The organism is Gilliamella sp. X-57 (assembly GCF_057063565.1).
The window spans coordinates 1-14,782 of the sequence record NZ_JBXSQI010000015.1 but is presented as its reverse complement, the minus strand read 5'-3'; the positions used below and the strand labels follow the sequence as shown (position 1 = coordinate 14,782).

14 protein-coding genes and 1 tRNA gene are annotated in these 14,782 nt (G+C 35.3%); 2 read left to right on the top strand and 13 right to left on the bottom strand.

Translation table 11 applies throughout. The features are described from left to right. Position 1 precedes the first annotated feature (1 nt). Positions 2-1,696, top strand: a complete 1,695-nt coding sequence (locus ACYIAL_RS08075; protein ID WP_483751386.1) for a hypothetical protein — start codon at positions 2-4, stop codon at positions 1,694-1,696. Positions 1,697-1,730: 34 nt separating this feature from the next. Here ACYIAL_RS08075 and ACYIAL_RS08070 read toward each other — a convergent pair whose 3' ends face one another. The 13 genes from ACYIAL_RS08070 to ACYIAL_RS08010 all read right to left on the bottom strand — a co-directional run bounded on the left by ACYIAL_RS08070 (position 1,731) and on the right by ACYIAL_RS08010 (position 13,700). Then, complete coding sequence (locus ACYIAL_RS08070; protein ID WP_483751385.1) at positions 1,731-1,910, bottom strand: ribbon-helix-helix domain-containing protein; 180 nt, start codon at positions 1,908-1,910, stop codon at positions 1,731-1,733. A 711-nt stretch (positions 1,911-2,621) separates the two neighbouring features. Beyond that, entirely contained in the window at positions 2,622-2,819 is a 198-nt protein-coding gene (locus tag ACYIAL_RS08065) for a hypothetical protein (RefSeq protein WP_296301966.1), read from the bottom strand. A 396-nt stretch (positions 2,820-3,215) separates the two neighbouring features. Next, positions 3,216-3,289: transfer RNA gene (locus tag ACYIAL_RS08060), tRNA-Cys, on the bottom strand. Between the two features lie 431 nt (positions 3,290-3,720). Continuing rightward, on the bottom strand, positions 3,721-4,332 hold the full coding sequence (locus ACYIAL_RS08055) for a C40 family peptidase (protein ID WP_483747739.1): 612 nt from the start codon (positions 4,330-4,332) through the stop codon (positions 3,721-3,723). Between the two features lie 72 nt (positions 4,333-4,404). Next, complete coding sequence (locus ACYIAL_RS08050; protein WP_483747738.1) at positions 4,405-4,821, bottom strand: DUF4878 domain-containing protein; 417 nt, start codon at positions 4,819-4,821, stop codon at positions 4,405-4,407. Positions 4,822-4,962: 141 nt separating this feature from the next. Continuing rightward, the gene (gene truC / locus ACYIAL_RS08045) at positions 4,963-5,673 is read right to left on the bottom strand and encodes a tRNA pseudouridine(65) synthase TruC (RefSeq protein ID WP_483751384.1); all 711 of its coding nucleotides are present in this window, start codon (positions 5,671-5,673) and stop codon (positions 4,963-4,965) included. A 22-nt stretch (positions 5,674-5,695) separates the two neighbouring features. Continuing rightward, the gene (locus tag ACYIAL_RS08040) at positions 5,696-6,514 is read right to left on the bottom strand and encodes a pyridoxal phosphatase (protein WP_483747736.1); all 819 of its coding nucleotides are present in this window, start codon (positions 6,512-6,514) and stop codon (positions 5,696-5,698) included. 66 nt (positions 6,515-6,580) lie between these two features. Next, a complete protein-coding gene (gene recR / locus ACYIAL_RS08035; protein WP_483747735.1) occupies positions 6,581-7,186 on the bottom strand; it encodes a recombination mediator RecR in 606 nt (201 codons plus the stop codon). Between the two features lie 208 nt (positions 7,187-7,394). Next, positions 7,395-7,985: a glycerol-3-phosphate 1-O-acyltransferase PlsY gene (plsY, locus tag ACYIAL_RS08030; RefSeq protein ID WP_483747817.1), complete on the bottom strand. Its 591-nt coding sequence runs from the start codon at positions 7,983-7,985 to the stop codon at positions 7,395-7,397. 180 nt (positions 7,986-8,165) lie between these two features. Next, the gene (gene uvrA / locus ACYIAL_RS08025; protein ID WP_174796997.1) at positions 8,166-10,994 is read right to left on the bottom strand and encodes an excinuclease ABC subunit UvrA; all 2,829 of its coding nucleotides are present in this window, start codon (positions 10,992-10,994) and stop codon (positions 8,166-8,168) included. Between the two features lie 243 nt (positions 10,995-11,237). After that, positions 11,238-12,182, bottom strand: a complete 945-nt coding sequence (gene kdgK, locus ACYIAL_RS08020; RefSeq protein WP_483751383.1) for a 2-dehydro-3-deoxygluconokinase — start codon at positions 12,180-12,182, stop codon at positions 11,238-11,240. 25 nt (positions 12,183-12,207) lie between these two features. Continuing rightward, positions 12,208-12,678, bottom strand: a complete 471-nt coding sequence (locus tag ACYIAL_RS08015) for a NanQ anomerase/TabA/YiaL family protein (protein WP_174796864.1) — start codon at positions 12,676-12,678, stop codon at positions 12,208-12,210. A 701-nt stretch (positions 12,679-13,379) separates the two neighbouring features. Continuing rightward, positions 13,380-13,700 (bottom strand): hypothetical protein, encoded by a 321-nt coding sequence (locus ACYIAL_RS08010; RefSeq protein ID WP_065591031.1) that lies wholly within the window; start codon positions 13,698-13,700, stop codon positions 13,380-13,382. Positions 13,701-14,043: 343 nt separating this feature from the next. Here ACYIAL_RS08010 and ACYIAL_RS08005 point away from each other — a divergent pair. Continuing rightward, positions 14,044-14,782, top strand: a 739-nt coding sequence (locus tag ACYIAL_RS08005; protein WP_483751382.1) for an IS3 family transposase, incomplete at its 3' end; no start/stop codon positions are given.

The window sequence follows — 14,782 nt, the reverse complement described above, 5'->3', positions numbered from 1 at the left end:
TATGAAGATTAATAAATATGCAATTATCAATAACGAACGTGTTCAAATTATTGATTGTAACATTGTGTTAGAGTTGAACGCTTGCGGACGCGGTTTTATTACTATTCCCGAAAAAGATAAAACATCACTTAAGAACAAAGTAATAAAAATTAATCTTGGGTACGGTAATGACTTGCAAAGATTTTTTACGGGTTTTGTTGAAAGCGAACAAACAGCAGCACACAACGCCAAAAAGTTGTTTATACGTGAATTAATCGGTTGTTATAAGCAAACAATTGATTGTTCATTTCAGCATCCGACACTAAAAACGGTTACTGGATATCTAACATCAAAAAACGGGTTGCAGTTTAATTTGCCGGCCGCTGATTATGTTAATACAAAAATCCCACACTTTAAACACGCAGGAACTGGCTATCATTTGTTACAAGAGATCGGACGTGCTTTCAATATCCCAGAATATACCTTTTTTCAAACGCCAACCGGTAAAATTTACTGTGGCAGCTATAACGATAGCTATTTTAATGATAAAAATATCAAACTCGGCGATAATTTAAATAAAATCGCATCTTCAACCGCCGGATCTAACATTGTTGAAATTCCATTAGTACCAAAACTTCGCCCGGGCGTTAAAATCAACGGTAAAAAGGTCTCTATTGTCAATCTGATTAACGATAACATGACAATAACCTTTGATGACGTCGCGGGGAAAAAGTCGGCAGCACGGCGACAAATTGAAAAAGAATTCCCAGAACTGGCAGACGGCTATCATCTGTCAAAAATGGCGAAAGTGGTGGCAATTTCGGACGAAACCAATCTAGGTGATATCTCTACCCCATTTCGCCCCAAATATGCGGTAAATGTACAATTGCTGGACGAGAACGGTAAAGAGTCAGCGACGCCAGTTTATAAAGCGGTACCGTTGCCAGTGACAAATATCGGATCTGAGGGTGGCTCATATCACTACCCGGAGGAGGGTGCAGAAGTCGAAATTGGCTTTATTAACGGTAAGCCCGATCAGCCAGTTATACGCAATATCTACCCAAACAATAAGACAATGCCAAACATAAAAAAAAATGAGCATTTATTGCAACAACGTGCAGAGGTTTTTACCAAGATTGACGATGTCGGTAATATGATACGTGAAAGCGATCAAACTGTGACAGATAACGCCCGTGATTATTGTTTAAATAGCGATTCATCAACTGAAAAAACAACAACGAAAATAACAACAGTTAACGCTAATTATACTATCAACACGTACAGTAATTATAGGTTATCTGCGAACACTATAACGCAGCTTGCACTAAAAGATTATACAATTGGGACTAATTCGAATTTTGTGCAGTTTGTTGCTAATAATTATTCATTAACAATAAACGGAAATCAAACGATATCAGTAAAAAATAAAATTGATATCACGGCCAGCGAAATCAAAGAACAGATTAAAACAATTCGCCAAAGCATTGCGGGGGTGAAACAAGAGATTATAGCACCGCAGGTTTGGATCGGTAGTGGTGAGATAAATGTATCGCAATTGATGTTAGACACGTTAGAGCTTATTGAGCGGCTAGCCGATTTGACAGCGCAGCATACACACCCGAACACTAGCGCGCCAATCAATGCCGGCGCAATTACTGGCGTTAAAACGGACGCAATAAATCTAGATAAAAAATACTCTCCCGTCATAGCAAAATAATACGTTGTGCCCTCGCCCACAGCTGTGGGCTTTTTTATAGTGAATCTTTATATAGCTTTATTGCTTCTTCGATAATCATGCCTTGCGATTTGCCTGTACTTTTGCTTAACTCTGTAATCATTTCTATTGTATTAATTGACAATTTATACCCTTTTGGTTTTACTCCTCTTTTTTCATCACTTCTTTTTTGAATTTCAGCTCTTGATAACGCCATGTGTTCCACCTTGATTTTTTGTCAATCAGTTGTTATATTAAGGTCGCCGGCGAGGGTGCGACCTCGCCTTTGATTGGAACTAGTAAACTGGTAATGATACCGTTAATAGAACCAAGAGAATTAAGATCCGAATCATCTTCTTTCTCCCTTAAGCCCCCATCGAAAGCTGGGGGTTTGCTTCATCAGCACCCCGCTGATGTTTATAATTATAAATGCACCTACCTACAAAGTCAACATTTTACTCAAAATTTTTTAAACAAAACCAAAATAAATCAATAACACACTTGAACTATTGGCTATTTTCATATCTGAATTATTAAAAATAAACAATCGGGGGACAAAATCGATCGGGTGACCTAATCTGTGCTACACCGCACCCGCCTACAGGGTTTTTGCATGAAATTTTTTTCAGTTGGATTTTATTACAAAACAAAGCTCAAAGGCTTATTAAAAAAAGGATCTTAAAGGATCGTATAAAACTGAAATAAAAGAAATACTTTTCAATATTTTTCAGTTTTTAACTTATAAAAAAGATCGGAGCTAATAACTAATATAATGAATAATAACAATATTTTTATTTTAGGTGAAATTTTCAAACAACTTTTATAAAAACAAAAATAAATATCTATATAAAAATCATATAGATATTTATATTATAAACTGAAATCTTAAGCAAATGACATAATTTAACTTTCTATAAAACCAAGCTAATTATTGTACTTGATTAATGGCATCGTATAAAAGATCCGAAACACAACACATTGCGAGCCTGGTTTCATTTTTATCTAAATCTGCGTTAATGGATAGGCGGGTAATTAATTCGGCTTGCTCTAATTTGCAATAACCATCAATACTTATTTCTGATGTTTCAATAGAGTTAAACTTTTGTTGGGGAACATTCTTTTTCATGCTTATTTCCTTGTTGATTAATTATAATTAATCACGTCCAAATCTGCGAAATCTGGAGGTGAACTAAGCAAGGTTCGCAGTACCGCTCTACAAGGAACACGGCTAGCCTTTCGGCTTCCTCACTTAGCCCACCATTGAAAAGGCGTAGCTAGGCTTTAAGCATAAAAATACCGCTTTGAGCGGTTATGCTCCTTATAGAGTTACAAGCTGCGAAACTTGGCACTAGATTTTGCTAGCACACAGCTAATCTATCGAAAGAGCATATCAATGTCAATGAATTTTATTTTGAAATGGTAGGAAACGGATTATATACGATTATAAAAAAATTGCACCGCCATTTTACCGCCACTTATTGTTATATACTTAAGAAATTGTTAGATAAGTCATTGATTTTAATGGAGGCGCGTCCCGGAGTCGAACCGAGGTAGACGGATTTGCAATCCGCAGCATGGCCACTCTGCCAACGCGCCGTACAGGTCTATCTGAATAGGTTGCAAATATTAGCATTGGCTTTATTAGTCGTCAAGTTCAAATAGATTATAATTACAGCAGTCACTTCTTTTTTTATTTGATTATTAAAAATCTATTTACTTTGGACACAAGTTTTAAAAACTTAATACATTATAAATGAAAAGTGCAACTATCGGCGCTATAAGGGTGTCTTTTACTCTATAGCGAGATCTTATTAATCTAATTTTATTGTTATTAACCAATTTATTATTAAATATATTTAATAATAAATTAAATGCTTTTATAACCTATTACTAGACACCTCGTATAATATTGAAATCTAACTATAGCCTAGGTACACAGCATTGTCTACGAACAAATATCGCACTAAATACGGTTAAATTTTATTTCATGCTAGATCAACTCGTATAGCTTTCATGACAAGAAGTTATTACGGTGCTTCTGGATATTTATAGATCCAAGTAATATCTGGATAATTTGCAAATGCGTTAGGGAATAAATAAACACCACTTAATAATGGAAAGTCAGTAAACTTCCATTCAACTTTGAAATTGGGATAGAATTTAGTGATGGAGTCAAAAAGTAACGTTGTACAATAAAGATGTGGCTGTTCACGAGGAGCTAAGACAAAGGCTTTACCTTGCTTTGTTAAAAGATCACTAACAATTTGCTGTTGTTGTACATCAGATAAAAAATTAGGTCTTGCTATAGCATATTTTTCGGCTAATTCAGGAGCTATGAACTCGGGTAAGGTCGATACAATCACTTGATTAGGAAATTTGTCATCATCACTCGTGGTCGCATGAATAATTTTAATTTCGGGATTAGTCGATATAATCATGCCAATATGTGAAAAATCACCACCACCTAATTGTTTAACAATAAGGCTATCGGTTTGTATACCTTTTCTAAAAATCCAATCCCCTACTTTTACTGAATAAGGCAATTTAGAGGTTGAATTTGAAGAATAAATAGACTCATTAGCAAAAACAACCGTTGCCAGCATAATAAAAATAATCGAGAAAAAACGACAGTAGTTCATCAAAATTCATTCTTAACTAGAAAGGATAAATTAGTATCTACCCTTTCTAATATAACATTGCTATATTATCTTTTATTTAAGATTAATCATCCATTTGTTATCAGTTTTGATTACTGATAGGCTACTTTCATCTTTTTTAGTATTATCTTTGAAAAAAACAGTCGTTTTTACTTTAGCCATGGTTTTTTCATCATTAGTATATTCTGCAGGAGCAGACTCAACTTTATCAAGGCCGCCATGTTCATCAGCAAATTTTTTCCCTTGTTGAAGCGCTTCTTGCATTTTGCTTTTCACTAACATTGCCATATCCATATCTTTGTGATTATCATTTTTAGGGAAATTGATCAAATTCATAACGGTATCTGTATCACCTTTATAAATTGCTGTGATAAATTTTTCAGATACTTTTTCTGGAGTATCTTCAGTCGAACACGCTGTAACAATAAGTGCCAATAAAAAAACGCTTAAGAATTTCATTAGTAATTTCATTTTTATTTCCATTATCAAATTTAATTTATAAAATATTTTACATTCTTTCCTGTCGATTAAATTATACAGATAGCATCAAAGGAAAGAGGTAAAATAATACTATGTAATAAGATAATCGCAAAGCAACTTTATTTTGAAACATTACTTTTTAAAATTTACAAGGATATCTTGCCAATTTTGATCTAATTTAGCTTCAATAGCGATTGGTTTATGGTTAAGAGGATGAGAAATCTCTAACCTACTCGCATGTAACATCAAGCGTTTAACGCCAAAATAGTTGGTAAAAGCACGGTTTTGATGAAGATCGCCATGCTTACTGTCTCCCAAAATAGGATGAAAGATATGTTTCATATGACGACGCAATTGGTGCTTACGCCCTGTTTGTGGTTTTAATTCAACAAAACTATATCTTGCTGTTTCAAATTTACCAACCTTAACCGGCACTTCAATTTTGCTAATAGATTTATAAAAAGTGACTGCATCTTGTGCTGGCTTATTTTTATCAGATAATTTGTCAGCAATTTTATCTAATTCTTCAACTAAAGGGTAATCGATCGCAGATTCACCCTCAAGATAACCACGCACAACAGCATGATACGTTTTCTCAATTTGTTTTGTGGCAAATTGTTCTGACACGAGCCTTGCTACATCACTAGAAAGGGCAAACAGCAACACACCAGATGTTGGCCTATCTAGTCTATGCACAGGAAAAACATGTTGGCCAATCTGATCTCGTAACGTTTGCATAACAACAACTGTTTCTTTTTTATCTAACCAACTGCGATGCACAAGCCAACCCGATGGTTTGTTAATCGCAATTAAAGCATTATCATGATAGAGAATTTCAAACATAGTCTATTTTATTGAAAATCAATTAGAGAAATAGCCTTTCAAGTTCAGCAGCTATACTTGGGCTATTATTATCGCCAATAGCGTAACTTGCTTTTGCTTTTACTCCATCATCGGCATTCCCCATAGCAATCCCTAATCCAGCAATAGATAACATACTAATATCATTATAACTATCACCAAAAGCGACTATTTCGCTTAAATCAATATTTTCATGCTCAGCCCAATGCGTTAAACCATTTCCTTTAGTATTACCTTTAATCGCAACATCTGCTCGATTTGACCAAGACCATTCACACGAGAACACATCTAATGCATCTACCGCATTTGAGAATTGTCGTAGAGCAGGAAGGTTATGGCTACTGGTTGCAAATTTAAAAATAGCACCAGATTGATCAATCACGTTTTCAAAACTCGCTACTTTTTTGATTTCTGGCTGTAAAAAATCGGGCAATGTTTTGACCCATTTAAAAAAGCCTTCTAGATGATCATCTAACACTTCATAAGTCATCATTTGATCAGTATAAACTAAAGTATGGATACCATATTGGTTAACTAGTTTTAATAGCATTCTTGCTTGATCTTTAGTCATTGGTTTAGCAGCAAAAGCATTTTGTTTTTCAAAATTATAAAGATAAGATCCATTACAACAAATTGCGGGGGTTGATAATTTGAGTTGATAGTAATAAGGATAAATTACAGAATGGTGACGCCCTGATACTAAAATGACTTTCACACCTTTAGCACTGATTTTTTTTATCATCTCGACAGTTTCTGGCAAAACTAAACGATTACTGGCTAGTAACGTGCCATCCATATCAAAAGCAACCGCTTTATACTTCATATAATCCCCTTTTTTATTTCTAATCTTTGTTATAAAAATTAGCTGAGTATTAGAACTTCAATAAATTTAAAATTCAATTTTTTGACGCCCAACAAATGAATGCGATAAGGTAGTGCCATCCACCATTTCAAGTTCACCACCAACTGGAACACCATGAGCGATTCTTGTTGCTGTCACATTAAACTGCACACACATTTGCGCAATATAATTGGCGGTTGCATCACCTTCAACGGTGGGATTAGTGGCTAAAATAACTTCGTTGATTGATTCTGACGCTAACTTGTTTTTCAATAAATCAAGACCAATATCGCTAGGACCGATACCGTCTAATGGCGATAAATGGCCTAACAATACAAAATAACGACCACTATATTGTCCAGTTTGTTCTATGGCAACTATATCTGCGGGAGTTTCGACAACGCAAAGCTGCCCACTATTTTGACGACGAACATTTGCACAAATAGCACAGATTTCTTGTTCGGTAAAAGTTCGACACTCTTTGCAATGACCTATATTTATCATCGCTTCATGTAGCTCATGAGCTAATTTTATTCCACCTTGTCGATTGCGTTGCAATAAATGAAAGGCCATTCGTTGTGCCGATTTGGGACCAACGCCCGGTAAACAACGCAGTGCTTCTATAAGCGATTCTAATAATGGGCTTATTTGCATGTATTATTTGATTCTCACATATTTAAATTTTAAGTTAATAATACCTTTTTTCAATAATCTATCAAACAAGAATTATTTTAGTTGTTTAATTTAATAATAATGAAAGTTGAAAAAAACTTACAGAAAATTAATAGTTAAAATAATGCATAGCGACAACTGTTTTCAGAAACAATCGTTAAATTAATACTGATTGCATATAAATTTTAGACTATTGTTTACTCTTGCTATGATAGTAACTTTTCGGTTCTTCACCCTTTAAAAGGCGCATAATATTACTATTATGACGAATGATAATCAAACAAGAAAGCATAGCAACAGGTAAAGTAAGCTCAGGTTTGAATAGCCAAACATAAAATGGCGCCATAAGAAAACCAACTATTGCTGCAACAGAAGAATACCCAGTGATAAATAATGTAAGTAACCAAGTTAAAATAAAGCAACCTGTAAAATCAAATCCTATGGGGACCATCATACCTAACGCAGTGGCAACACCTTTACCACCACGAAAATGAAAAAAACAGGGAAACATATGACCTAAACAAGCAAAAATACCTATAATACCTAAAAAGAAAGGAGGAATATCAAGTCGATAAGAAATATAAACCGGAATCGTACCTTTTAGCATATCAAAAATTAAAACAAAAATGGCGGGTAATTTACCATTAAGCCGTAAAATATTGGTTGCCCCTGGATTGTGCGAACCATGTTCTGAAGGATTAGGCAAATGCATGATATGGCTAATAATCATTGCACCAGAAAGCGATCCCAAAAAATAGGCCATTATGATCATTAATACCATTTGAAATGCCACAATATCACTCCTTTCATTTGCCGCCTTTAATAATCGAACGCTAAATGCTAATCAGCACCTTAAAACCTGTATCTGACTCTACTTGCTGGTAAAGTATAATAGAACAGACGTCATACCTTGCCCGTTCTATCTACGCTAAGTAGTAATAATACAATCCTACTTAGTTTATTATTTTTCCAACAACGGTTTTAAATATTTTCCAGTGTAGGAATGTTTAGATTTAGCAACCTCTTCAGGTGTCCCTTCGGCAATAATCTCTCCCCCACCATTACCCCCTTCTGGACCTAAATCAACTATCCAATCAGCTGTTTTAACCACATCCAAATTATGCTCAATCACAACAATTGTATTGCCTTTATCTCGCAATGAATGCAATTGCGCTAGTAATTGTTTAACATCAGCAAAATGTAGACCTGTTGTTGGTTCATCTAATATATATAAAGTGCGTCCAGTATCTCGCTTCGATAATTCTTTTGCAAGTTTTACACGTTGTGCCTCACCACCTGATAATGTTGTTGCTGATTGCCCAATGGTAATATAAGAAAGACCTACATCAATTAGGGTTTGTAATTTACGAGCAATCATCGGTACTGCATCAAAAAATTCACGCCCTTCTTCAACTGTCAAATTCAAAATCTCGTTAATAGACTTACCTTTATATTTGATCTCTAAGGTTTCACGATTATAACGAGCGCCATGACACTGATCACAAGGAACATAAATATCCGGCAAAAAGTGCATTTCAACTTTAATTAAACCATCACCTTGGCAAGCTTCACATCGTCCTCCCTTAACATTAAAACTAAATCGCCCAGGATTATAGCCTCGTGCGCGGGATTCTGGTACACCAGCATAAAGTTCACGGATAGAAGTAAAAAATCCAGTATAAGTTGCAGGATTAGAACGCGGTGTACGCCCGATTGGACTTTGGTCGATCGCAATGACCTTATCAAAATGGTTAAGCCCTTTAATGGCTTGATATGGCGCTATTTCTGTTTTTTCGGCACCATTGAGTTCATTTTGTGCAAGAGGATATAACGTATCATTAATTAGTGTTGATTTACCTGAACCTGATACACCAGTAATACAAGTAAATAATCCAACCGGAATATTTAATGTTACATCTTTAAGGTTATTTCCGGTAGCGCCAATAAGTGATAATATTTTTTTCTTATCAACTTTAGTGCGCGCAGTTGGAATTTCAATCTTTTCTTTACCAGATAAGTATTGGCCTGTTAAAGATTTTTTACATGCCATAATCTGCTTAGGCGTACCTTGCGCAACAACTTCACCACCATGAACCCCTGCTCCAGGTCCAATATCAATCACATAATCAGCAGCCATAATTGCTTCTTCATCATGTTCAACCACAATGACAGTATTACCTAAATCACGTAAATGCGTTAAAGTGTCAATTAGACGAGTGTTATCGCGCTGATGCAATCCGATAGAAGGCTCATCTAATACATACATCACACCAACCAGCCCCGCACCAATTTGGCTAGCTAATCGAATACGTTGCGCTTCTCCTCCTGATAAGGTTTCAGCTGAGCGTGAAAGTGTTAAATAGTTAAGCCCAACATTAATCAAAAATTGTAAACGGTCGTTGATCTCTTTTAAGATTTTTTCGGCAATTTGAGCTCGTTGCCCTGTTAATGACAACTGATCGAAAAAATCTTTCGCTTTTTGAGTGCTTAAATCACTAATGGCCGGTAGATTAGTATCATTAATAAATACATTTCTTGCTGCTGTACACAACCTTGAACCGCCACAACAAGGGCAAGGTCGATGGCTAATATATTTGGCTAAATCTTCACGAATAGTTTGTGATTCAGTTTCTTTATACCGACGAGCTAAGTTATTGATGATGCCTTCAAACGGATGTTTACGTTTAACCACATCACCACGATCATTGGTGTAGATAAATTGGATTTCGGTATTACCTGAACCATTTAATAAAATATCTTTTACCTTTTCAGGTAATTTTTCATAGGGTTTATCAATATCAAATTTATAATGTTCCGCTAATGATTTTAGCATCTGGAAATAGTAAAAGTTACGACGATCCCAACCTTTAATCGCACCAGCAGCTAACGAAACTTCTGGCATTTGCACGATACGCTTTTGATCAAAATATTGTTGCACGCCCAAACCATCACACTCAGGGCATGCGCCAGCTGGGTTATTGAACGAAAATAATCGAGGCTCTAACTCTGAAATACTATAACCACAAATTGGGCAGGCAAAATTAGCCGAAAACAGATATTCTTCAGCTTGAGGATCATCCAAATTTGCCACTTTAACAATACCATTAGTGATCGAAAGCACGGTTTCAATCGACTCGGCCAAACGAAGCTTTAAATCATCACGAATACGGAAACGGTCAACAACAACCTCAATGGTATGTTTTTTTTGCAGTTCAAGAATGGGTGGATCAGAAAGATCATAGACATCACCATCTACTCTTACCCGAATATAACCACTAGCTGCTAGTTGCTCAAATAATTTAACAAATTCACCTTTACGTTCGGTGACCACAGGTGCTAGCAGCATATAACGATTTTCAGTAGGTAATCCCATAATACTATCGACCATTTGTGATACCGTTTGTGCTGCTAATGGTAAATGATGATTAGGGCAACGAGGTTCACCAATTCGGGCAAAAAGCAAACGTAAGTAATCATAAATTTCAGTGATAGTTCCAACTGTCGAGCGAGGATTATGTGAAGTCGATTTTTGCTCAATCGAAATAGCTGGCGATAAACCTTCAATATGATCGACATCAGGTTTTTCCATCAATGATAAAAACTGACGAGCATACGCCGACAACGATTCAACATAACGTCGTTGCCCTTCAGCATAGAGAGTATCAAATGCTAACGAAGATTTACCTGATCCCGAAAGACCGGTGATAACAACTAACTTATCTCTTGGAATGGTTACATTAATGTTTTTTAGATTGTGCGTGCGAGCGCCACGAATATCGATATCTTTGATTGACATAGATCTCTTCTTATGTGTGTTTTTAAACTAAATGAATAGAAAATCAACTGTATATTATACCAGTAACATTTGATGAAATATACAACTATATAAATGAATCTATTACTTGACCAATTTTATATTAAAACATGGTCTTTTCTGAAACTTTTTGACAAGAATATAAACTGAAAATATTAGTTTCTAAAACTAGAACAAAAAACGGCCATGACTAACCGTTTTTCGCTGAATAAACTTAATCTATTGACTTAATTCTATTAATTTCGGCGTGGCTTCGACAGGGATAATTGCACCGCGATATTGTATAACCGTACCAGCCACCAAGTGACCCTGTAATGCTGATTGTGATGGGCTGCTTCCATGTAAACGCGCACCAAGATAGCCAGCACTGAAAGAATCTCCTGCAGCGGTAGTATCAATCACTTTGTCTTTAGCTATTTTATTAGCCGGAACGTCAAAACGACCTTCAGCTGAATCAATAATACAGCTATCACTGCCTCGTTTAATAATAATTTCAGTTACGCCAAATTTTTTTGTACGTTCAATAACTTGATCATAAGGCAATTTGCCCCATAACAAATCTTCGTCATCTAGCGTCAAAAATGCAATATCAGTAAGGCTAAGAATATCGGCATAAACACTACGAGCCAAATCAAGGCTACGCCATAAACGTGGACGGAAGTTATTATCAAAAATAACTTTACCACCATTGGCCTTAACACATTTTAAAAGTTCTAATAATTTAAGGATGCTTTCAGCATCTAAAATAGCGATACTAATACCACTCAAATACACATAATCATACTGAGCAATTTGCTGCGTTATCTTATCTGTTTCGGCTGTTTGCAACCAAAATTTAGCTGCAGCGTCATTACGCCAATAATAAAAAGAACGCTCACCCTGCTCATCGGTCACAATAGTATAAAGACCAGGCATCTTATCTGACATTCTTTGCACTAAATCAGTTTGAATATTTTCTTTTTGCCAATTATCTAACATCTCTTGGCTAAAAGGATCAGTGCCAATTCCCGTTACATAATGAATTGCAAAATCATTATCTTTAAGTAAACGTGACAAATAAATAGCGGTGTTAAGTGTATCGCCGCCAAAACTACGCTCAGTCGAATTTTGTTTGATCGCCAGTTCAATCATGCATTCACCAATAACCGCTATTTTAGTTGTCATATTATAACTATTATCCTTAATCAGATTATAAATAATCCAATGCGATTTTTATCACAACTTTTCGGACAGTTGCAATCTTACTATCAATTGCACAAAGCGGCTTATGTACCTCATTGGGTAAAAACACAATAAAATCATTTTCTTGTAATATTAACATGGTTTCTTCTTTTGGTGTTTCAACAAAAGCAATATCGTTTTCTGCCAATTTATTGTCTAACACTTTGGTATAGGGTGGTAATGTGCTCACAGCCATCCCCTCTTGCCCTTCCAATACAATCTGAACATCGATATATTTTTCATGATATTCCGGCTTAGCATCACAAATATGACGCGTTCGGCTATCAGACACCATAAAGAACATCTTATCCCCATCAATATCATAGCGCCCTATAGGTGTATTAATATTAACGTTGTCTTGAATATATTCAATAGATTGTTTTATTTTGGAAGGTAAATAAGGAACTAACCTTAAATGATTAATATTACCTAAAATCATACTAAAAGATCCTTAAAATATTGACGAAAATACATACCGACAATTAAATTACCCACGACTAACATACACCATGATAATCTAATTTAATTGATAAAGAGTATATACTTAAGTAATCTGTTTTTGTAGATCATTTGTTAATAAGTTTTTATGTTTTTATCGGTATAATATAACTTGGAGATCATTACAAAAAAAAAGTAAACAGATTGAAGATTTTTGTAATGAACTTAGAAAAAAATCAAGGCTATTAGTACTATATGCTCCCTTTCCAGTATTATATCCAGCGCCCGACCGTTTTAATATTTTTCATTATATATCAATTTGTTACAAATAACTTTGCCTTAGTTCGTTATTCTAACGTATTTTTCCCCCGACACGCTTTTTTACCTTTTGCTTTTTAACTTAGGTGACTAGTTTTGTAAAAATAATTCAGGATTCTATACCGTTTCATTTTATTAGAATTCAATAACGGCTTATCACTTGACAGGAGGGATGGAACAAATAAAGTACGGTATAGTTTTATAATCTTGTGAGATCCTAAATTGAATAACTAATCATTGAATGTCATCTGCGATTATTTGCTGGAAAGTACGCAAGATGAATCGGTTAAAGGAGATTTCAAGATCGGGCGTGTTAAATATAGAATTTGGTGACAGAATTAACTGTCACCTTTGACTGAAAATACACAAAATCTAGGATGGGGTCTAAAAATCAGACCACTCTGAATATTCAATATCTTCAGGTGTTAACTCTTCGAAGCCATCTTCTGTTAACATTGCATTAAAATTTTTCATGGTATTTTTTAAAGCTTCTTCAATTGTATCCCCACTTCCTAAGCCATTCTCAGGATATCCATCAAATTTACGCTTTATAGCTAAATCAGTCATACCTGTGTATCGTCTTGAGGGACTTTCATAAATTTTAATTTTCATTTTTGCATACGGTAAAATAGGCATCCAAATAACGAATTCTGCAACATTTTTTTCAATTTTTACCACATTATCAATAACTAAATCATGCCACATATTTAAGTTCCTTTATTGTTTACCAAATGAGATAATTTTATCACCTAGTTTATCGATATATCTTCCATTTTTATAATATCTGATCACTCCATATGTTGGTGTATTAATCTTTACCTTTCTTGCACTTTTTAAATTCTGGGAAAATACTTTGGCTTTATGTAAATATTCTTCAGGAGTTAAAGCGCCAACTTCTTTACCGTGTTTATCGAAATGATATTTTAATGAGCCTTCTGGAGAATCAAAGGTACCTTTATCCCAAGAACCCTCGATATCTTTACGATTTTGTTGGTTATCACTTTGTAACTATCCCCTAAAATAGTACAGCAAAAATAAAGCTTGGGCAGTGCAATTGCAAGAAAGTCATTCTGTTACTATTGCCATGAGCTGTGCTATCGTTGGCTTAAGCCTCTGTGCTTACTATTATCAACCTAAGTTACTGGATGATTCGGTGATTGTTTCGGTGTTGAATGCTATCACAGACCGGCATTTACGCTGGGGCTTTCCTAAATGCTTTAATCGTATCAGAAAGCTCGGCTATAAATGGAACCATAAACGAGTGTATCGGGTGTATTGTGAATTAAAGCTTAATCTCAGGGTAAAGCGTAAAAAACGCATTCCTCCACGAAACCCAGAAAGGCTATCAGCACCCAATAAACAAGGTGAATGTTGGTCAATGGATTTTATGAGTGACAGTAGTTGTAATCAACGTCGCTTTAGGACATTCAATGTCATCGATGACTTTAATCGTGAGGCGCTAGGCATTGATATTGCAGTAAGCTTACCGGCAGGGAGAATTACCCGTTATTTAGATAAACTGGCCGAATATCATGGGTATCCATTAAAAATACGGGTCGATAATGGGCCAGAATTTACAGGAAAAACCTTTATAAACTGGGCTAAATCACATGATATAGCCATTGATTATATCCAGCCCGGTAGTCCTTATCAAAATGGCTATATTGAACGATTTAATCGTACCTATCGTACTGAAGTACTCGATTTATATCTTTTTAACAACTTAGCACAAGCAAGGAGAATAACCGAAGAATGGTTAACGATTTATAATACCGAAAGACCGCATG

Bases quoted from the DNA above. Each gene is read 5' to 3' on its own strand.
- kdgK (WP_483751383.1), bottom strand. From the start codon at position 12,182: ATGACAACTAAAATAGCGGTTATTGGTGAATGCATGATTGAACTGGCG.
- ACYIAL_RS08010 (WP_065591031.1), bottom strand. From the start codon at position 13,700: ATGTGGCATGATTTAGTTATTGATAATGTGGTAAAAATTGAAAAAAAT.
- ACYIAL_RS08070 (WP_483751385.1), bottom strand. From the start codon at position 1,910: ATGGCGTTATCAAGAGCTGAAATTCAAAAAAGAAGTGATGAAAAAAGA.
- ACYIAL_RS08065 (WP_296301966.1), bottom strand. From the start codon at position 2,819: ATGAAAAAGAATGTTCCCCAACAAAAGTTTAACTCTATTGAAACATCA.
- ACYIAL_RS08075 (WP_483751386.1), top strand. From the start codon at position 2: ATGAAGATTAATAAATATGCAATTATCAATAACGAACGTGTTCAAATT.
- truC (WP_483751384.1), bottom strand. From the start codon at position 5,673: ATGTTTGAAATTCTCTATCATGATAATGCTTTAATTGCGATTAACAAA.
- ACYIAL_RS08050 (WP_483747738.1), bottom strand. From the start codon at position 4,821: ATGAAATTACTAATGAAATTCTTAAGCGTTTTTTTATTGGCACTTATT.
- ACYIAL_RS08015 (WP_174796864.1), bottom strand. From the start codon at position 12,678: ATGATTTTAGGTAATATTAATCATTTAAGGTTAGTTCCTTATTTACCT.
- ACYIAL_RS08040 (WP_483747736.1), bottom strand. From the start codon at position 6,514: ATGAAGTATAAAGCGGTTGCTTTTGATATGGATGGCACGTTACTAGCC.
- ACYIAL_RS08055 (WP_483747739.1), bottom strand. From the start codon at position 4,332: ATGAACTACTGTCGTTTTTTCTCGATTATTTTTATTATGCTGGCAACG.
- plsY (WP_483747817.1), bottom strand. From the start codon at position 7,985: ATGGTATTAATGATCATAATGGCCTATTTTTTGGGATCGCTTTCTGGT.
- recR (WP_483747735.1), bottom strand. From the start codon at position 7,186: ATGCAAATAAGCCCATTATTAGAATCGCTTATAGAAGCACTGCGTTGT.